Raw genomic sequence first — 18,112 nt, forward strand, 5'->3', positions numbered from 1 at the left:
CGTCGGCGACCCGGCCCTCGCGGGAGACGTCCTTGATGGCCCGACCGTACGGTCGGGGCCTCGCTGCGTATCGATATTCAGTGTCCGAGGGGGGACTTGAACCCCCACGCCCGATAAAGGGCACTAGCACCTCAAGCTAGCGCGTCTGCCATTCCGCCACCCGGACAAGGTGTCTGTCGTGCGAGCTCTGCCTTTCGGCGGGGTTTCCCTCGCGGCGACGAAGGAAACATTACCAGGCTTTCGGGGGTGGCTGATCACCCCGGCCCCGGGCCGCCGCACGTGAACGGCGTGTGACGGGCCAGGACCGGTCTTGGGCCCCGGGCGGGGCCGGAGAGAGGATGAGGGGGACCACCAGCAGTGACAGCGGGAGGAAGCAGCGTGAGCGAGACGGACACGGCCAGGAGCGTCACCGGTGAGGACGAGGTCGTGGACCTCTGCCGCGAGCTGATCCGGTTCGACACCAGCAACTACGGCGACCACTCCGGCCCGGGCGAGCGCAGGGCCGCCGAGTGGGTCGCCGAGAAGCTCGCCGAGGTCGGACTGGAGCCGAAGATCTACGAGTCGCACCCCGGCCGCGCCTCCACGGTGGCCCGCATCGAGGGCGAGGACCCGTCCCGGCCCGCGCTGCTCATCCACGGCCACCTGGACGTCGTACCGGCCAACGCGGTCGACTGGACCCACGACCCGTTCTCCGGCGAGATCGCCGACGGGTGCGTGTGGGGCCGCGGTGCCGTCGACATGAAGGACATGGACGCGATGACCCTCGCGGTGATCCGCGACCGGCTGCGCAGCGGACGCCGGCCCCCGCGGGACATCGTGGTCGCCTTCCTCGCCGACGAGGAGGCGGGCGGCACGTACGGCGCCCGCCACCTGGTCGACCGCCACCCCGAGCTGTTCGAGGGCGTCACCGAGGCGATCAGCGAGGTCGGCGGCTTCTCCTTCACCGTGAACGAGCAGCGGCGGCTCTATCTGATCCAGACGGCCGAGAAGGGCATGCACTGGATGAAGCTCACCGTGGCCGGGACCGCCGGGCACGGGTCGATGATCCACCGCGACAACGCGATCACCGAGCTGTCCGAGGCCGTCGCCCGGGTCGGCCGCCACAAGTTCCCCGTGCGGGTCACCAAGACCACCCGGGCCTTCCTCGACGAACTGGGCGACGCGCTCGGCACCGAGCTGGACCCGGAGGACATGGAGTCCACCCTCGCCAAGCTCGGCGGCATCGCCAAGCTGATCGGCGCGACCCTGAGCAACACCGCCAACCCCACACAGCTGAACGCCGGCTACAAGGTCAACGTCATCCCGGGCGAGGCCACCGCCCACATCGACGGACGCTTCCTGCCGGGGCACGAGGAGGAGTTCCTCGGCGACCTCGACCGCCTGCTCGGGCCGAACGTCCGGCGCGAGGACGTGCACGCCGACAAGGCGGTCGAGACCACCTTCGACGGCGCGCTGGTCGAGGCCATGCAGTCCGCGCTGCTCGCCGAGGACCCGACCGCCAAGGCCATCCCCTACATGCTCTCCGGCGGCACCGACGCCAAGTCCTTCGACGACCTCGGCATCCGCGGCTTCGGCTTCGCCCCGCTGAAGCTGCCGCCGGAGCTGGACTTCGCCGGCATGTTCCACGGCGTGGACGAGCGAGTCCCGGTGGACGGGCTGCAGTTCGGTGTCCGCGTGCTCGACCGGTTCATCGACGCGTCGTGAGACCGCGGCCCGACCGGGGGCGCGCACCGCGGCAATCGGGCAGTCGTACGAGAACCGACTGAGAAGGGTGAATGCGACGATAGGTTCGTAGCTTCATTAGTTCCTCCTCGTTGCAGCTGATGTGATCCCGCACCTTGGGGTCGCATTGCCAACAAGGAGGAATAATGATCAAGAAGGTCGTCGCCGCTGCGGCTGCCACCGGCGGTCTCGTTCTCGCGGGCGCGGGCCTCGCTGTCGCCGACTCCGGCGCCCAGGGTGCCGCCGTGCACTCCCCGGGCGTCCTGTCCGGCAACGTCGTCCAGGTGCCCGTGCACGTTCCGGTGAACGTGTGCGGCAACACGATCAACGTGATCGGGCTCCTGAACCCCGCCTTCGGCAACACCTGCATCAACAAGTGACGCCGACTCCCTGAGAGGCGTCCTTTCACGAGCCGTCGGCCTCGGTGCGCGCGCCACGCGCTCCGGGGCCGACCGCTCTTTCGAGAACGAAGGCATGGAAGGCAGGGGGGAATTCAGCATGCGACACAGCACACGCAAGGGTCTGATGACCATGGCCGCCGCGACCGGCGTGATCGCCGCCGCGGGCGGCTACGCACACGCCGACTCGGCCGCGGCCGGCTCCGCCGGGGGCTCACCCGGCGTACTGTCCGGCAACACCGTGCAGGCGCCGGTGCACGTGCCGGTGAACGTCTGCGGCAACACCGTGGACGTCGTCGGGCTCCTCAACCCGGCGGCGGGCAACACATGCGCCAACCACGGCGGCTCGGGGGGTCACCACGGCGGCTCCGGCGGCTCGCACGCGGGCGGCCACACCGGCGGCTCGCCGGGCGTCGGCTCCGGCAACACCGTGCAGGCGCCGGTGCACGTGCCGGTGAACGTCTGCGGCAACAGCGTCGACGTCGTCGGGGTCCTCAACCCGGCGGCGGGCAACACCTGCGTCAACCACGGCGGCTCGGGGGGGCACCACGGCGGCTCCGGCGGCTCGCACGCGGGCGGCCACACCGGCGGCTCGCCGGGCGTCGGCTCCGGCAACACCGTTCAGGTGCCGGTCGACGTGCCGGTGAACGTCTGCGGCAACAGCGTCGACGTCGTCGGGGTCGGCAACCCCGCCACGGGCAACGACTGCGCCAACGACGGCGGGTACGGCAACCGGCCGCCGGGTGACGGCGGCGACCACGGCAACCCGCCCGGGAAGCCGGGGCACCCCGGCAAGCCCGGACATCCGGGGAAGCCCGGACACCCGGGCAAGCCGGGCGAACCCGGGAAGCCGGGCCACCCCGGGACGCCTGGTCACCCCGGTAACCCCGGCCACCCGGGCAACCCCGGCCACCCGGGCCACTCCGGTACGGGCGACCAGGGCGGCTCCGCCGGCCACGGCGCCTCCCAGGCCGGGACGCAGACGGGCCGCTCCGACCAGTCCCTGAGCACGGCCCAGCTCGCGCACACGGGCAGTGACCTGCCGCTCGGCATCACGCTGCCGGCCGGCGCGGGTGCGCTGCTCGCGGGCGCGGTGCTGTACCGCAAGGCCCGGGCCACGGCGTAACGACAGCGCCGGTACGACGGCGTACGGCCCGGCAACACGGCCGTACGCCCCGGAAGAAGGCCGTACGCCCCGGGGGCGGAGCGGGCCCCGCCATGCCGGCGGGGCCCGCTCCGCTCATCTGTCCGGACTCACCATGTGGCACGCACCTGGCGGATGATCCGCCGTCGCAACCGCACCCTGCGGCTGCCGTCGCGCAGCAGGCTCAGTCGGTCCAACTCCCAGTGTCCGTACTCGGCATGGTCCGTCAGCAGACGTGTGGCCTCCTTGCGGGAGACCCCGCGAGGTACGTACACGTCGACAAATTCGTATTCCGGCATCGCATCTATTGTGCGGGCTGGTGCCCGGTACGGATAGCGTCTGCACTATGTCTGATGCTGCGCAGCCCACCGCTGCCGAGGTACGCGCCGCCGCCGAGGCGGTCAAGACCGCGCTCGACCGTCATCTGGCTGCGATCGAACGCAGGTCCGGAGAGGACGACCCGGCCGTCTCCGAGGCGTTCAACCAGCTGGCCGCTGCCGCCGAGGTGTACGACGAACTGCTCTACGACCGCTTCGACGAGGTCACCCCCTTCGAGATCCCCGGTGCGGAGGAGGCGCTGCCGCCGTACGCGGGCCCCGAGGAGCCGAACGCGATCAGCGTGCTGATCCGCCGCGACTACATCGTGGCGGAACCCCAGCGGCTGCTGGCGCAGGCCCAGCGGGTCGAGGCGGCGGAGTACGACGACGGCGCGGACGACGACGATGCCGCCGGGACCGTCCCGGGGGCGCTGGGCATTCTCTTCGGCGAGTTCGAACCGGACGAGATCGCCTCCCGGCACAAGGAGTTCGGCCTGGAGGAGGGCGACTCCACGCTCTGGGTCACCGCGGCCGAGGAGCCGCCCGAGGCCGGGGAGTGGCTGGAGGCGCCGTTCGAGCACGTCGATCCGCAGCAGGTGGTGTGCCGGTTCGATGTCAGCGCGGTGTTCGACGAAGAGTCCGACGGCGAGGAGGACGACGAGCTGGACTTCGTCGACGAGGACGACGAGGAGCTGGAGCCGCTCGACGCCGAGAAGTGACGCGGGCGGCGGTGCCGTAGGGCCAGAGGCCGGTACGGCACCGCCGGATTCCGCCGCCGTGGCTGTCGCCGGCACGGCGGGAAGAGCCGGAGATCAGCTCGTCGGCGCCTGCGTGCGCAGCAGCGTCTGCAGACGGGTCGTGCGCGGCTTGGCCGGGATCTCGGCGACCGCCTTCGGCAGGGCCTGCTCCACGCCGTGCACCACGGACAGATGCCGCTGCGCCCGGCCGAACGCCGTGTACACCCAGGGTCGGCTGAGCGCCTGCGCGGCGTCTCCGGGCAGGACCACGACCGCCGCCGGCCAGCGGGCGCCCACCGCCTGGTGCGCGGTCAGCGCCCAGCCGTGCCGGACACTGCCCTCCACCCGCTCACGCGGTACGACGACGGGGGCGCCGGCGCAGGTCAGGTGCAGCCCGTCGGCGTCGGCCTTCACCACCACACCCGGCACCGTGCGCCCCGGCGCGGGGGAGTGGACGATCCGGTCACCGGGGTCGAAGCCGCCGAACCGGCCGGGGCCGGGGTTGAGACGCTCCTTCAGAGCGGAGTTGAGGGCGCGGGTGCCGGCGGCGCCGCCGTGGCCCGGGGTGATCACCACCGTCTGGTCGGCCGGGACGCCGATCGCCCGCGGCACCGAGTCCGCGACCAGCTGCACCGTCCGGTGCACGGCCTCGCCCGCGTCCCGCACCGGCACGATCACGACCTCCTTGCCGGGGGCGGCGACCTGGTTCAGCTCGCCGATGCCGATGCCGGAGACCAGCTCGCCGAGGGGACCGGGATCCGGGACCCGGGAGGCGGTCGCCGGGCAGACCCGGGCCGCGAGCAGGTCGGCGAAGACCCGGCCCGGACCGGCCGACCACAGCACCCCCGGGTCGCCGCTGAGGACCAGCCGGGCCCCGTCGGGCAGCGACTCCACCAGCATCGCGGCGTTCTCCACGTCGAGCTGGGGGGCGTCCAGCACGATCAGCAGGTCGAGTGCGAGGGCGCCGTCCGCGTCGCGGCCCGGGCCCTCGGCACCGGACAGCAGCCCGGCGACCGTGCCCACGCCCTGCTCCGCGGGCTCCCCGCCCAGCCGCTCCGCCAGGCGACGGCGCCCGTCCGGCGTGTGGCAGGCGGCGCAGGCCCGCAGGCCCGCGGCGCGGGCGGCACCGAGCAGCGCGGCCGGTTCGGCGCGGGCCGCCTCCCCGCCGGTGTGCAGCACCAGGCCGTGCCCGGCGACCGCGCGGGCCAGCTCGGCCGCACCGCCGGACAGCTCGGCGGCGGCCGCCTCCCAGCTCCGGTCGGCCTCCTTGGACAGCGAGTTGACCAGCCGGGCCAGGCCGTCGGCGAGACTCTCCTCGGCCAGCGCGTACCGCTCCAGGCCCACGAGGACCCGGACCGGGCGCTCCTGCTCCTCGTCCTCCTCGTCGGTGCCCTGGGGCGCGGGCGCGCCGGGCTCCTCCAGGGCGTCCTGGAACACCAGCGCCTCGCCCTCGGCGAGCGTGCCCTGCACCGCCGCGTCCGGGTCCGGCACGCCCTGCCGGCCCAGCGCCGCGGTGAGCGTGGGCAGCTCCAGGGCGGTGTGCCCGGCCACGGCGGCCTGCTCCAGCAGCCAGACGGTCAGCGCGCGGCCCCGCCGCTCGTCGTCCGGGCCGCAGTCGGCGCCGAGCAGCGCCCGCGCGAAGCCGTCGGCCTGCTCCGGCCGTACACCGCCGACCCGGAGCAGCTGCCAGGGGTCCTCCCGGAGCGCGCTGTCGGCGCCCTCGCCGAGGGCCGCGGCGGCCTGCGGGGCCAGGCTGTCGGGCGCGCCGCCCTCGGCCAGCACCCGGCGCACGGCATCGACGGTCTCCGGGGCGGGACCGCTCGGCGCGACCGGGGCGGCGGGCGCGGGCTGGGGCCTGCGCACCGGCTCCGGAGCGGGGCGGCGCGGCGCCGGTGCGGGCTCGGCGAACACCGTGGCCGCCGGCTTCTCGCCGCTCTCCACGGCCCGGACCGCGGCGAGCAGGTCGGCCGCCTTGCCGCTGAGCTTGGCGCCGCTGTCGATCGGGCCCTGCCGTTCGGCCTTGCGCCGCTCGATGCGCTCCCGCTCGATCCGCTGCGCGGCCAGCTCGGCCTCCGCCTCGGACATCTCGCCGGCGCCGGCACCCTCTTCGGAAGCGGCAGCCTCTTCGGAGGCTGCACCCTCCGCGGCTTCCGTGCCGTCGGTCTTCTCCGTGCCCTCGGCCGCGACGCCCTCGTCGGGGCCCCGGTCCGGGGCCTCACGGGTGTCCGGCGTCCCCGGCCCGGCTTCCTCCGTGGTCTCCGGCTCCGTGCTCACAGCGTGCTCCAGTCGTGATCGGGATAGCGGTGCACGGGCGCCGACACATCGTCCAGCGCCCGGCAGATCTCGTCAGGAAGACTAAGGGCCTCCACTGACAATGCCGCCGTGAGCTGCTGCGCGTTGCGTGCGCCGACGATCGGCGCGGCCACCCCGGGCCGGTCCCGCACCCAGGCGAGGGCCACCTGGAGCGGGGTGACCGCGAGCCCGTCGGCGGCGGTCGTCACCGCGTCCACGATGCGGCTCGCCGTGTCGTCCAGGTACGGCTCGACGAACGGCGCGAGATGCTCGGAGGCGCCACGCGAGTCCGGGGGAGTGGCATGCCGGTACTTGCCGGTCAGCACGCCCCGGCCGAGCGGGGACGAGGGCAGCAGGCCCACGCCGAGGTCGAGCGCGGCCGGCAGCACCTCGCGCTCCACGCCCCGCTGCAACAGCGAGTACTCCATCTGCGTGCTGGCCAGCCGGGTGCGCGCGCCCGGCGCGGCGAGCTGCCAGGTGGCCGCCTTGGCCAGCTGCCAGCCGCAGAAGTTGGAGACGCCCGCGTACCGCGCCCGGCCGCTGCTCACCGCGAGGTCCAGGGCCTGGAGCGTCTCCTCCAGCGGGGTTTCGGGGTCGTAGGCGTGGATGTGCCACAGGTCGACGTACTCCGTGCCCAGGCGGGCCAGCGAGGCGTCGAGGGCGGCGAGCAGATGGCCGCGGGAGCCGTCGAAGCGGCGGTCGGGGTCCGGGACGCTGCCCGCCTTGGTGGAGACGACCAGGTCCCGGCGCGGCACCAGGCCGTCCATGAGCTGCCCGAGCAGATACTCCGCCTCCCCGTCGCCGTACACGTCCGCCGTGTCGACGAGGGTGCCGCCGGCCTCCCAGAACGCCTTCAGCATGTCCGCGGCGTCGTGCTGGTCGGTGTCCCGGCCCCAGGTCAGGGTGCCGAGTCCGATCCGGGACACGCGCAGGCCGGTCCGGCCGAGATGCCTCTGCTCCATGCCCGCGAGATTACTGGCCAGAACCGGTGCGGTGGGTTGCCTGTGGATAACTTGATCGGGCCCCACCAGGCCCACGCCCTGCCCCGGCGCCCGCCCCCGCGCTAAGGTCTGCGCCACAGGGACGTTACTCATGGGTAAGGGGATTCGCCATGCAGCTCGGGATCAACCTCGGCTACTGGGGTGCCGGAATGGACGGCGACAACCTGGCCGTGGCACAGGAGGCCGACAGGCTGGGCTACGCGGTGTGCTGGGCCGCCGAGGCGTACGGCTCCGACGCGGCCACCGTGCTCAGCTGGGTCGCCGCGCAGACCGAGCGCATCGACGTCGGCTCGGCCATCTTCCAGATCCCGGCCCGGCAGCCCGCGATGACCGCGATGACCGCGGCCACGCTCGACTCGCTCTCCGGCGGCCGGTTCCGGCTCGGCCTCGGCGTCTCGGGCCCGCAGGTCTCCGAGGGCTGGTACGGAGTCAAGTTCGACAAGCCGCTGGCCCGCACCCGCGAGTACGTGGAGATCGTCCGCAGGGCGATGACCCGCGAGCGGCTGACGTACGAGGGCGAGCACTGGACGCTGCCGCTGCCCGGCGGCCCCGGCAAGCCGATCAGGCTGACCGTGCACCCCGAGCGCGAGCACATCCCGCTCTACATCGCCGCGATCGGCCCGAAGAACCTGGAGCAGACCGGCGAGATCGCCGACGGCGCGCTGCTCATCTTCCCCTCCGCCGAGCACCTGGAGGAGACCACGGTCAAGTACCTGCGCGCGGGCCGGGAGAAGGCGGGCCTGACGCTCGACGGGTTCGACGTGTGCCCGACCCTGCCGATCGCCCTCGGCGACGACAAGGACGTGGCCCGGCTCGCCGACACCTTCCGCCCCTACACCGCGCTGTACGTCGGCGGCATGGGCAGCGCCAAGCAGAACTTCTACAACCAGCTCGCCCAGCGCATGGGGTACGAGAAGGAGGCCGCCGAGATCCAGCGGATGTACCTGTCCGGGGACAAGCAGGGCGCCGCCGCCGCGATCCCGCAGGACCTCATCGACCGGACGACCCTGCTGGGCTCCGTCGACCGGATCGCCGACCGGATGAAGGCCTACGCCGCCGCCGGGGTCACCACCCTCAGCCTGGCCCCCGCCGGCTTCACGCTGGAGGAGCGGCTCGCCTCCCTGCGGGCCGGCACCGAGGCGCTGGAGCGCGCCGGGCTCGCGTAAGGGGGTTTCAGCGGCCGTGGTGGGGGCTCGGGGGTCTTCCCCGCCACGGCCGTCACGGGGAACAACGCGCCCGGCGCCGCACGGTTACGACCCCCGTGGCGCTTCTTTCGCGGCCTCCGCGGTCCTTCGTTCGGCCGAGTCGCCCCGCACCCCTGTTGCGGCTCCCCTCTGTCCGCATTTGACTCGTTTTTTAACTCCTTCTTTGCGGACCGCGGAGCTGGGGAGAGGTGGCTGCCATGCTTTCGGCCAGGAGTCTGTTCCAGGAGATCCTCGACAACGACGAGTCGTTCCGGCTGTTCTGCTCCATCGCCGCCAGCGGGGAGTCCCAGGGCGGCTGGGAGAACGGCCGGATCGCCGCGCTGGTACCGCGGAGCGAACGCGCGCTGGCCCGGAAGATCACCCGGCACGGCGCCGACGAGGACAAGCACGGGCGCATCTTCCACGCCCTGCTGAAGAAGCGCGGCCTCACCCCCGTCCCCGTCCCGCCCGAGACCGACTACACGATGCTCCTGGAACGGCACGGCATCGGCCTCGCCCACGACAAGCTCCGCCGGGACGAGCCGCTCACCGTGCGGGACATCATCGTCTACCTCGTGCACAGCCGGGTCACCGAACAGCGCGCCGCGGACCAGATGGTGATGCTCCGCAGGCACTTCGGCGACCACCCGGAGGTGGGCAGGGCCGTCCGCATGATCTCCGGCGACGAGGACAACCACCTCGCCTACACCCACGAGGAACTGCTGCGCTTCGCCGCCGCCGGGCACGGCCGGCTGATCCAGCGCATCCTGCGCGAGTGCGCGCTCGCCGAGATCCGCGTCTACCGGGACGTCAGCCTCGCCGTCATGGCCCACATGGGCCGCATCCTCGGCTGGCCGAAGGCCAAGTCGGCCCTGCTCGCGGCCGGCATCCACGCCCTGTACGGCTACGAGCGCCTCGCCGGCTGGCACCGCATGGTCAGCCTCCGCATGCCCGAGCGCCGCGACGCCCTCGGCGGACCGGCGACACCCGCCCCCGAGCCGGCCTGAGCCCCGCTCACAGCCAGCCGCGCCCCTTGAACAGCCGGTACAGCAGCATCTCCAGCGCGGCCATCAGCAGGATCACCGCCGGGTACCCCCACACCCAGTGCAGCTCGGGCATGTGCTGGAAGTTCATCCCGTAGATCCCCGCGATCATCGTCGGGACCGCGGCCATCGCCGCCCACGAGGAGATCTTCCGCATGTCGTCGTTCTGCCGCACGCTCATCTGCGCCAGGTGGGCCGACAGGATGTCCGACACCAGCCGGTCCAGGCCCTCCACGGACTCGTTCACGCGCGTGAGGTGGTCGCCCACGTCCCGGAAGAACGGCCGGGCCTTGTCGTGCACGAACGGGACCGTGGCGCCCAGCGGCCCGGTGCCGGCCAGCCGGGTCAGCGGCAGCGTCAGCGGCCCGGTGGCCCGGCGGAACTCCATGACCTGCCGCTTGAAGGTGTAGATCCGGGCCGCGGTGTTGCGGGAGCCGCCGCTCTCCGGCTGGAACACCTCGGCCTCCAGCTCGTCCAGGTCGGTCTGCAGCTCCGTCGCCACCTCCAGGTAGTGGTCGACGATGGCGTCGGAGATCGCGTACAGCACGGCGGTCGGGCCCTTGTCGAGCATCTCCGGCTCCTCCTCCAGCCGGTGCCGCACGGCCGCCAGCGGCGAGGCCACCCCGTGGCGGACGGTCACCACGAAACAGTCGCCGACGAAGACCATCACCTCGCCGGCCGAGACGGCGTCGCTCGCGGGCTCGTACACGACCGGTTTCAGCACCATGAAGAGCGAGTCGTCGTACACCTCCAGCTTGGGCCGCTGATGCGCCTTGAGCGCGTCCTCCACGGCCAGCGGATGCAGCCCGAACTCCTCCGTGACCAGGTCGAACTCCCGCTCGGAGGGCTCGTACAGGCCGATCCACACGAAGCCGCCCGCCGCCCGCGCCTCGTCGAGCGCGTCGGACAGGTCCTCCGGCCCCTCGGTGCGGTGCCCGTGCCGGTAGATGGCGCAGTCCACGATCACCTTGCGCATTCTCCCTTCGCCTGCCCGCCGCCGCACGGTGATGTACGCCTACCCTTGCGGCATGCCCACGCTGATCCTCGTAAGGCACGGACGTTCCACCGCCAACACCGCGGGTGTGCTCGCCGGCCGGACGCCCGGCGTCGCCCTGGACGAGCGCGGCGCCGCGCAGGCCGCCGCGCTGCCCGCCAGGCTCGCCGGACTGCCGATCTCGGAGGTCGTCACCAGCCCGCTCCAGCGCTGCCAGGAGACCGTACGGCCGCTGCTGGAGGCCCGCCCCGGCCTGCGCTCGCGCACCGAGGACCGGATCGGGGAGTGCGACTACGGCGACTGGTCCGGCCGCAAGCTCGCCGAGCTGACGGACGAGCCGCTGATGCAGGTCGTGCAGGCCCACCCGTCCGCCGCCGCCTTCCCGGGCGGCGAGTCCATGCGGGCCATGCAGACCCGCGCCGCCGAGGCCGTACGCGAGTGGAACGAGCGCGTGGAGCGTGAGCACGGCTCCGACGCCGTCTACCTGATGTGCTCGCACGGCGACATCATCAAGTCCCTCGTCGCCGACGCCCTCGGACTCCATCTCGACCTCTTCCAGCGGATCTCCGTGGAGCCGTGTTCCATCACCGCGATCCGCTACACCCGGCTCAGGCCGTTCCTCGTCCGCCTCGGCGACACCGGGGATTTCGCTTCGCTCGCCCCGCGCGAGGAACCTGGTGAGAGCGACGCACCGGTCGGAGGTGGTGCGGGCGCACCGTGATCGTCGGCCGCAGTAGGGTGAAGCGACCACTCGGTCGCTCGTCCGTGTGGCCAGCACCGCTGAAACCCTCGAAATCACGACATCAATGGAGACAGGACGTGTCCCGTCAGGTGTTCCTCTACGACCAGCCGGACCGCTTCGTGGCCGGCACGGTCGGACTGCCCGGGCGCCGTACGTTCTTCCTCCAGGCCATCGCAGGCCCCCGGGTGACCAGCGTGATCCTGGAGAAGACCCAGGTCGCCGCGCTCGCCGAGCGCATGGACGAACTGCTGGACGAGGTCGTACGGCGTAGTGGCGGCAGCGCCGCCGTCCCCGCCGTGGCGCCCACCGAGATCGCCGACACCGCTCCGCTCGACACCCCCATCGAGGAGGAGTTCCGGGTCGGCACCATGGCTCTGGCCTGGGACGGCGAGGACCAGCGCATGATCGTGGAGGCGCAGGCGCTGGTCGAGCTGGACGCCGACACCGAGGAGGACCTCGCCGAGGCCGAGGAGCGGTTGCTCCAGGACGAGGAGAACGGACCCCCGATGCTGCGGGTCCGGCTGACCGGCGCGCAGGCCCGGGCCTTCGCCAAGCGCGCTCTCGACGTCGTCAACGCCGGGCGGCCACCGTGTCCGCTGTGCAGCCTCCCGCTCGATCCGGAAGGACATGTATGTCCGCGCCAGAACGGATACCGCCGCGGGGCGTGACCGCCACCGACACGGACCTCGTGGACCTGGTCGCGCGGGGTGAGCTGACCGTGCGCGGCCGGATCCGCGAGGCGTCCAACGCGGCGCTGTTCTGCACGGTCTCCCTCGACGGCCGCACGGCGTCCTGTGTGTACAAGCCGGTGGCCGGGGAGCGCCCCCTGTGGGACTTCCCCGACGGCACCCTCGCAGGCCGCGAGGTGGCCGCCTACGAGGTCTCCGAGGCCACCGGCTGGGGGCTCGTGCCGCCCACCGTGCTGCGCGACGGCCCGTACGGCGAGGGCATGTGCCAGCTGTGGATCGACGTCCACGCCGAGGCCGAGCTGCTCGCCCTGGTCGACGGCGAGGAGCCCGAGCCGGGCTGGAAGGCGATCGGGTTCGCCGAGGTCGGCGAGGGCCGCACCGCGCTGCTCGTGCACGCCGACGACGAGCGGCTGCGCCGGCTCGCCGTCCTGGACGCGGTGATCAACAACGCCGACCGCAAGGGCGGCCATCTGCTGCCCACCGCCGACGGCCGGCTCTACGGCATCGACCACGGCGTCACCTTCAACGTCGAGAACAAACTGCGCACCCTGCTGTGGGGCTGGGCCGGGGAACCGCTCACCCCGGAGGCCGTCGACGTCCTCAAGGGGCTGCGGGACGGGCTGGCCGGGCCGCTGGGCGAGCGGCTGGCCGCGCTGATCACGGCGGCCGAGATAGACGCCACACGCGCGCGTGTCGACGCGCTGCTCAGCTCCGGAAGCCACCCGGAGCCGAGCGGGGAGTGGCCCGCCATCCCCTGGCCACCGGTGTAGCCGCATCCGGCGACAAGCACATCCGGCGCCGAGGTACAAGAGCGCGTATCCGGTCATCCGGCCTGATCCCGTTCGTATCCGCAGCTCGGCGCCGGTTAGGCTCATGTACATGCATGCCTGGCCCGCTTCCGAGGTCCCCGCCCTGCCTGGTCAGGGCCGCGACCTGAGGATCCACGACACCGCGACCGGCGGTCTGGTCACCCTCCAGCCCGGTCCCGTCGCCCGCATCTACGTCTGCGGCATCACCCCGTACGACGCGACCCACCTGGGTCATGCGGCGACCTACAACGCGTTCGACCTGGTCCAGCGCGTGTGGCTCGACACCAAGCGGCAGGTCCACTACGTCCAGAACGTCACCGACGTCGACGATCCGCTGCTGGAGCGCGCGGACCGGGACGGCGTCGACTGGGTCGCCCTCGCCGAGAAGGAGACGGCCCTCTTCCGCGAGGACATGACCGCCCTGCGGATGCTTCCCCCGCAGCACTACATAGGCGCCGTCGAGGCCATACCCGGCATCGTCCCGCTCGTCGAGCGGCTGCGCGAACTCGGCGCGGCCTACGAGCTGGAAGGCGACATCTACTTCTCCGTCGAGTCCGACCCGAACTTCGGCAAGGTGTCGAACCTGGACGCCGCCGCCATGCGGCTGCTGTCCGCCGAGCGCGGCGGCGACCCGGACCGCCCGGGCAAGAAGAACCCGCTGGACCCGATGCTGTGGATGGCGGCCCGCCCGGGCGAGCCCAGCTGGGACGGCGCCTCGCTCGGCCGGGGCCGCCCCGGCTGGCACATCGAGTGCGTGGCCATCGCCCTCGACCACCTCGGTATGGGCTTCGACGTCCAGGGCGGCGGCTCCGACCTCGCCTTCCCGCACCACGAGATGGGCGCCTCGCACGCCCAGGTGCTCACCGGCGAGTTCCCCATGGCCACGGCGTACGTGCACGCCGGCATGGTCGCCCTGCACGGCGAGAAGATGTCCAAGTCCAAGGGCAACCTCGTCTTCGTCTCGACGCTGCGCCGCGACGGCGTCGACCCCGCCGCCATCCGCCTGGCCCTGCTCGCCCACCACTACCGGGCCGACTGGGAGTGGACCGACGAGGTCCTCCAGGAGGCCGTGGCCCGCCTCGGCCGCTGGCGCGCGGCCGTCTCGCGCCCCGACGGCCCGTCCGCCGACGCGCTGGTGGACGAGATCCGCGAGGCCCTGTCCAACGACCTGGACGCCCCCGCCGCGCTCGCCGCGGTCGACCGCTGGGCGGCCCGCCAGGAGACGGAGGGCGGCACGGACACGAGCGCCCCCGGCGTGGTGAGCCGGGCGGTGGACGCACTGCTGGGCGTGGCGCTCTGACCCAAGCCGAAGGGGCGGTTCCCACCGGGGAACCGCCCCTTCCGTGTGCCGTGCGCGCTCAGTCCTCCGAGCTGTCCTCGTCCTCGCCCTCGGCCGCATCCGGCTTCTGGGGCTTCGACGGCCTGCTCTTCCCGCCCGGGTTGTCCCGCAGGTACGAGCCGCCCTCCCCGCCGTCCGCCGTGGCGTGCCCGCCCGGCGGGCTCACGTCCCGACGCCGCAGGTACCGCTCGAACTCGCGGGCGATCGCCTCCCCGGACGCCTCCGGCAGCTCGGCGGTGTCCCGGGCCTCCTCCAGCGTCTGGACGTACTCGGCGACCTCGCTGTCCTCGGCGGCCAGCTGGTCCACGCCCACCTGCCAGGCACGCGCGTCCTCGGGCAGCTCGCCCTGCGGGATCCGCAGGTCCAGCAGGTCCTCCAGACGGTTCAGCAGCGCCAGCGTGGCCTTCGGGTTGGGCGGCTGGGAGACGTAGTGCGGTACGGCCGCCCACAGCGACACCGCCGGGACGCCCGCGTGCGTGCACGCCTCCTGCAGGACGCCGACGATGCCCGTCGGGCCCTCGTACTTGGTCTCCTCCAGGTCCATCCGCTGGGCCAGGTCCGGGTCGGACGTGACCCCGCTGACCGGGACCGGACGCGTGTGCGGGGTGTCCCCGAGCAGGGCGCCCAGGATGACCACCAGCTCCACGCCCAGCTCGTGCGCGAAGCCGAGCAGCTCGTTGCAGAACGAGCGCCAGCGCATGGACGGTTCGATGCCGCGGACCAGCACCAGGTCACGCGGCTTCTCGCCGCCGACGCGGACCACCGACAGCCGGGTCGTCGGCCAGGTGATCTTGCGCACACCGCCGTCCATGAACACCGTGGGCCGGTTCACCTGGAAGTCGTAGTAGTCCTCGGCGTCCAGCGCCGCGAAGACCTCGCCCTTCCACTCGCGTTCCAGATGCGCGACCGCCGTGGAGGCGGCGTCGCCGGCATCGTTCCAGCCCTCGAACGCGGCCACCATGACTGGGTCGATCAGCTCGGGAACCCCCTCCAGCTCGATCACCCAGTGCCTCCTTCCGACGTGCCCTCGCTTGACTCACCAACCTTACGGCGTCCGGCGGGGGCGCCCGCAGCCCCCTTGCGTGGGGGAGTGAACGGATCACTGCCCCGTTCCCGGGTCCGGAACACCCGCGGCCGTCGGGGAGGCCCGGCGGCCCGGCCTGGGGTCCTCACAGCGTGCTGCGCAACCACTGCTCCACGCTCGCCACATGCACGGTCGCCCAGGACCGCGCCGCCTCCGCGTCCCGGTCGCGCAGCGCGGCGAGGATCGCCCGGTGCTCGCGCAGGGTGCGGCCGACCGCGTCCTCCTGGGTGAGCCCCCGCCAGATCCGCGCCCGGGTGGTGGGTCCTGACAGCCCGTCCAGAAGAGAGCACAGCACCGAGTTGCCGGCGCTCTGTACGATGCTCCGGTGGAACTCCAGGTCGGCCGCGACCAGTTGCTCCACCGACGGCTCCGCGCCCAGCGCGTCCAACTGGGCGTCCAGCAAGTCCAGTTGCTCCGCCCCGATCCGCGAGGCCGCCAGCGCGGTCGCGGCCGGCTCCAGGATCCGGCGCACCGCCAGGAACTCCAGCACCGTGTCGTCGCGGTGGAAGTCCACGACGAAGCTCATCGCCTCCAGCAGCAGCTGCGGATCGAGGCTGGTGACATAGGTGCCGTCGCCCTGCCGTACGTCGAGGATCCGGATCAGCGACAGCGCCCGTACGGCCTCCCGCAGGGAGTTGCGGGACAGGCCGAGGCCGGCGGCCAGCTCGCTCTCCTTGGGGAGCCGGTCGCCGGGGCGCAGCGCACCGGAGACGATCATGCCCTTGATCTTCTCGATCGCCTCGTCGGTGACTGCCATGACCGGCCTCCTGTCGCCCGCCCCACACCTCGGACCTCGGATGTCTCAGCGCACATTATGCGGCGTGGGCCCGGGCCGCGCGGGATCCACGGGGACGGCGCCCCGAAGGGCACTCGGCCCCACCGGAGACGAACCGGTGGGGCCGAGTGCGGGTTCCCGCGCCGCCGGCCCGGTCGGGGAGGGCCGGCCGCGGGACTACTTCTTGTCCAGCAGGTCCTGGACCTTCGCGCGGACCTCGTCCGTGGCCAGGCCGCGGATGGTCAGCGTGGTGCGGCGGCGCAGCACGTCGTCCGGCGTCTCGGCCCACTCGTGGTCACGGGCCCAGGCGACCTGCGCCCAGATCTCGGGCGCGTCGGGGTGGACGCGCTCGGCCAGCTCCGGGTTCTCGTTCGCCAGGCGGGCGATGTCGAAGGCCAGCGAGCCGTAGTGGGTGGCCAGGTGCTTGGCGGTGTCGGCGGCCATGCGCGGGCCGGGCGCCGGACCGTCCACCAGGAGGCGGTGGGCGACCGCGCGCGGGTTGGCGACGCCGGGCAGCGGGAGCTTCTTCGGCAGCGAGGAGATCGGCTCGAAGTCGTCGCCGAGCGGGTGGCCCGGCAGCGCCTCCAGCTTCTGCATCACCGTGCGGCCGATGTGCCGGAAGGTGGTCCACTTGCCGCCCGCGACGGACAGCATGCCGCCCTTGCCCTCGGTCACCACGGTCTCGCGCTTGGCCTTGGCGGTGTCGCCGGGGCCGCCCGGCAGCACCCGCAGGCCGGCGAAGGCGTAGGTGATCAGGTCGCGCTGGAGCTGCTGGTCCCGGACGGAGAACGCGGCCTCGTCCAGGATCTGGGCTATGTCCTTCTCGGTGACGGCGACGTCCGCCGGGTCGCCCTCGAACTCCTCGTCGGTGGTGCCCAGCAGCAGCATGTCCTCCCAGGGGAGGGCGAAGGTGATGCGGTACTTGTCGATGGGGGTGGCGAGCGCGGCCTTCCAGGGGGAGGTGCGCTTCAGGACCAGGTGCGCGCCCTTGGACAGGCGGATGGACGGCGCCGCGTTCGGGTCCTCCATCTTGCGCAGGTGGTCGACCCAGGGGCCGGTCGCGTTCAGCACGAGACGGGCGTTCACGCCGAACTCGTCGCCGGACGTGCGGTCCTTCAGCTCGGCACCCGTCACCCGGCCCTTGGTGAAGCGCAGCCCGGTGACCTCGGCGTGGTTGAGGACCACCGCGCCCGCCTCGACGGCCGCGCGGACCGTCATCAGCGCCATGCGCGCGTCGTTCATCTGGTCGTCGCCGTACACGGCCACGGCCTTGAGGTTCTCGGTGCGCAGCTCGGGCACGTCCTGCGCCGCCTTGGCGGGGGAGAGCAGGTGGCCGACGCCGTCGCCGAACGCGGAGAGCGCGGAGTAGGCGAAGACGCCCGCGCCGAGCTTCGCCGCGCCGTGCGGCCCGCCCTTGTACACGGGGAGGTAGAAGGTGAGCGGGTTCGCCAGGTGGGGGGCCACCTGGCGGGAGACCGCACGGCGCTCGAAGTGGTTCTCCGCCACCAGCTTCACCGCGCCGGTCTGCAGGTAGCGCAGACCGCCGTGGAGCAGCTTGGAGGAGGCGGAGGAGGTGGCGCCGGCGAAGTCGCCGGCGTCGACCAGCGCCACCCTGAGCCCGGACTGCGCGGCGTGCCAGGCGGTGGAGATGCCCAGGATGCCGCCGCCGATCACAAGAAGGTCGTACGACGCCTTGGCGAGCTGCTCCCTGGTCTCGGCCCGGCTCGGGTTGGAGCCGGAGGCCGGGTGCGTCCCCAGGGCAGGTACGGACTGCAGGGTGGACTGACTGGTCATGTCGGGTACTTACTCCTCGTCAGAGATGTCTGAGCCGTCTGGGGGCGC

17 protein-coding genes and 1 tRNA gene are annotated in these 18,112 nt (G+C 72.8%); 10 read left to right on the forward strand and 8 right to left on the reverse strand.

Going from position 1 to position 18,112, the window contains the following annotated elements:
- Window positions 1-81 precede the first annotated feature (81 nt).
- A tRNA-Leu gene (locus ABZ937_RS16925) sits at window positions 82-166 on the reverse strand.
- 212 nt (window positions 167-378) lie between these two features.
- Between ABZ937_RS16925 and ABZ937_RS16930 the strand changes: the two genes are divergently transcribed.
- The 3 genes from ABZ937_RS16930 (at window position 379) to ABZ937_RS16940 (ending at window position 3,246) form a co-directional block, all read left to right on the forward strand.
- Window positions 379-1,704: a M20/M25/M40 family metallo-hydrolase gene (locus tag ABZ937_RS16930; protein ID WP_361692331.1), complete on the forward strand. Its 1,326-nt coding sequence runs from the start codon at window positions 379-381 to the stop codon at window positions 1,702-1,704.
- Between the two features lie 164 nt (window positions 1,705-1,868).
- Window positions 1,869-2,102 carry a chaplin ChpH gene (gene chpH, locus ABZ937_RS16935; RefSeq protein ID WP_310774891.1) on the forward strand — a complete coding sequence of 78 codons (234 nt, stop codon included), beginning with the start codon at window positions 1,869-1,871 and terminating at the stop codon, window positions 2,100-2,102.
- A gap of 118 nt (window positions 2,103-2,220) precedes the next feature.
- Window positions 2,221-3,246, forward strand: coding sequence for a chaplin family protein (locus tag ABZ937_RS16940; RefSeq protein WP_361692335.1), 1,026 nt, complete (start codon window positions 2,221-2,223; stop codon window positions 3,244-3,246).
- 128 nt (window positions 3,247-3,374) lie between these two features.
- Here ABZ937_RS16940 and ABZ937_RS16945 read toward each other — a convergent pair whose 3' ends face one another.
- Window positions 3,375-3,563, reverse strand: coding sequence for a DUF5703 family protein (locus ABZ937_RS16945; protein ID WP_014671721.1), 189 nt, complete (start codon window positions 3,561-3,563; stop codon window positions 3,375-3,377).
- Window positions 3,564-3,610: 47 nt separating this feature from the next.
- On the opposite strand from ABZ937_RS16945, the gene ABZ937_RS16950 reads away from it, so the two are divergent.
- A complete protein-coding gene (locus ABZ937_RS16950; RefSeq protein ID WP_361692339.1) occupies window positions 3,611-4,300 on the forward strand; it encodes a hypothetical protein in 690 nt (229 codons plus the stop codon).
- Between the two features lie 93 nt (window positions 4,301-4,393).
- Here ABZ937_RS16950 and ABZ937_RS16955 read toward each other — a convergent pair whose 3' ends face one another.
- Window positions 4,394-6,592, reverse strand: a complete 2,199-nt coding sequence (locus ABZ937_RS16955) for a helix-hairpin-helix domain-containing protein (protein WP_361692342.1) — start codon at window positions 6,590-6,592, stop codon at window positions 4,394-4,396.
- A complete protein-coding gene (locus ABZ937_RS16960; RefSeq protein WP_361692345.1) occupies window positions 6,589-7,572 on the reverse strand; it encodes an aldo/keto reductase in 984 nt (327 codons plus the stop codon). The genes ABZ937_RS16955 and ABZ937_RS16960 overlap by 4 nt, the downstream gene beginning before the upstream one ends.
- 149 nt (window positions 7,573-7,721) lie before the next feature.
- Here ABZ937_RS16960 and ABZ937_RS16965 point away from each other — a divergent pair, with 149 nt between their 5' ends.
- Window positions 7,722-8,777, forward strand: a complete 1,056-nt coding sequence (locus ABZ937_RS16965; protein WP_361692348.1) for an LLM class F420-dependent oxidoreductase — start codon at window positions 7,722-7,724, stop codon at window positions 8,775-8,777.
- A 236-nt stretch (window positions 8,778-9,013) separates the two neighbouring features.
- Complete coding sequence (locus tag ABZ937_RS16970) at window positions 9,014-9,802, forward strand: ferritin-like domain-containing protein (protein WP_361692351.1); 789 nt, start codon at window positions 9,014-9,016, stop codon at window positions 9,800-9,802.
- A 7-nt stretch (window positions 9,803-9,809) separates the two neighbouring features.
- Here the strand turns inward: ABZ937_RS16970 and corA are convergent, their stop codons facing one another.
- Window positions 9,810-10,805 (reverse strand): magnesium/cobalt transporter CorA, encoded by a 996-nt coding sequence (gene corA / locus ABZ937_RS16975; protein WP_361692875.1) that lies wholly within the window; start codon window positions 10,803-10,805, stop codon window positions 9,810-9,812.
- Window positions 10,806-10,866: 61 nt separating this feature from the next.
- On the opposite strand from corA, the gene ABZ937_RS16980 reads away from it, so the two are divergent.
- The 4 genes from ABZ937_RS16980 (at window position 10,867) to mshC (ending at window position 14,372) form a co-directional block, all read left to right on the forward strand.
- Window positions 10,867-11,553 (forward strand): histidine phosphatase family protein, encoded by a 687-nt coding sequence (locus ABZ937_RS16980; protein WP_361692354.1) that lies wholly within the window; start codon window positions 10,867-10,869, stop codon window positions 11,551-11,553.
- Window positions 11,554-11,651: 98 nt separating this feature from the next.
- Complete coding sequence (locus ABZ937_RS16985) at window positions 11,652-12,242, forward strand: DUF3090 domain-containing protein (protein ID WP_361692357.1); 591 nt, start codon at window positions 11,652-11,654, stop codon at window positions 12,240-12,242.
- Window positions 12,206-13,033 carry an SCO1664 family protein gene (locus ABZ937_RS16990; protein ID WP_361692360.1) on the forward strand — a complete coding sequence of 276 codons (828 nt, stop codon included), beginning with the start codon at window positions 12,206-12,208 and terminating at the stop codon, window positions 13,031-13,033. Before ABZ937_RS16985 ends, ABZ937_RS16990 begins: the two co-directional genes overlap by 37 nt.
- A 109-nt stretch (window positions 13,034-13,142) precedes the next feature.
- On the forward strand, window positions 13,143-14,372 hold the full coding sequence (mshC, locus tag ABZ937_RS16995; RefSeq protein WP_361692363.1) for a cysteine--1-D-myo-inosityl 2-amino-2-deoxy-alpha-D-glucopyranoside ligase: 1,230 nt from the start codon (window positions 13,143-13,145) through the stop codon (window positions 14,370-14,372).
- Window positions 14,373-14,430: 58 nt separating this feature from the next.
- Here the strand turns inward: mshC and ABZ937_RS17000 are convergent, their stop codons facing one another.
- The 3 genes from ABZ937_RS17000 to ABZ937_RS17010 all read right to left on the reverse strand — a co-directional run bounded on the left by ABZ937_RS17000 (window position 14,431) and on the right by ABZ937_RS17010 (window position 18,064).
- Window positions 14,431-15,414, reverse strand: a complete 984-nt coding sequence (locus tag ABZ937_RS17000; protein WP_361692366.1) for a PAC2 family protein — start codon at window positions 15,412-15,414, stop codon at window positions 14,431-14,433.
- Between the two features lie 166 nt (window positions 15,415-15,580).
- A complete protein-coding gene (locus ABZ937_RS17005) occupies window positions 15,581-16,252 on the reverse strand; it encodes a FadR/GntR family transcriptional regulator (RefSeq protein ID WP_361692369.1) in 672 nt (223 codons plus the stop codon).
- Window positions 16,253-16,447: 195 nt separating this feature from the next.
- On the reverse strand, window positions 16,448-18,064 hold the full coding sequence (locus ABZ937_RS17010) for a glycerol-3-phosphate dehydrogenase/oxidase (protein ID WP_361692372.1): 1,617 nt from the start codon (window positions 18,062-18,064) through the stop codon (window positions 16,448-16,450).
- Between the last annotated feature and the right edge of the window lie 48 nt (window positions 18,065-18,112).

Source organism: Streptomyces sp. NPDC046727, from assembly GCF_040645635.1.
Taxonomy (GTDB): Bacteria; Actinomycetota; Actinomycetes; order Streptomycetales; family Streptomycetaceae; genus Streptomyces.

Bases quoted from the DNA above. Each gene is read 5' to 3' on its own strand.
- ABZ937_RS16960 (WP_361692345.1), bottom strand. From the start codon at position 7,572: ATGGAGCAGAGGCATCTCGGCCGGACCGGCCTGCGCGTGTCCCGGATC.
- chpH (WP_310774891.1), top strand. From the start codon at position 1,869: ATGATCAAGAAGGTCGTCGCCGCTGCGGCTGCCACCGGCGGTCTCGTT.
- ABZ937_RS17005 (WP_361692369.1), bottom strand. From the start codon at position 16,252: ATGGCAGTCACCGACGAGGCGATCGAGAAGATCAAGGGCATGATCGTC.
- ABZ937_RS16970 (WP_361692351.1), top strand. From the start codon at position 9,014: ATGCTTTCGGCCAGGAGTCTGTTCCAGGAGATCCTCGACAACGACGAG.
- ABZ937_RS16940 (WP_361692335.1), top strand. From the start codon at position 2,221: ATGCGACACAGCACACGCAAGGGTCTGATGACCATGGCCGCCGCGACC.
- ABZ937_RS16945 (WP_014671721.1), bottom strand. From the start codon at position 3,563: ATGCCGGAATACGAATTTGTCGACGTGTACGTACCTCGCGGGGTCTCC.
- ABZ937_RS17010 (WP_361692372.1), bottom strand. From the start codon at position 18,064: ATGACCAGTCAGTCCACCCTGCAGTCCGTACCTGCCCTGGGGACGCAC.
- ABZ937_RS16965 (WP_361692348.1), top strand. From the start codon at position 7,722: ATGCAGCTCGGGATCAACCTCGGCTACTGGGGTGCCGGAATGGACGGC.
- ABZ937_RS16990 (WP_361692360.1), top strand. From the start codon at position 12,206: ATGTCCGCGCCAGAACGGATACCGCCGCGGGGCGTGACCGCCACCGAC.
- mshC (WP_361692363.1), top strand. From the start codon at position 13,143: ATGCATGCCTGGCCCGCTTCCGAGGTCCCCGCCCTGCCTGGTCAGGGC.
- ABZ937_RS16950 (WP_361692339.1), top strand. From the start codon at position 3,611: ATGTCTGATGCTGCGCAGCCCACCGCTGCCGAGGTACGCGCCGCCGCC.
- ABZ937_RS16980 (WP_361692354.1), top strand. From the start codon at position 10,867: ATGCCCACGCTGATCCTCGTAAGGCACGGACGTTCCACCGCCAACACC.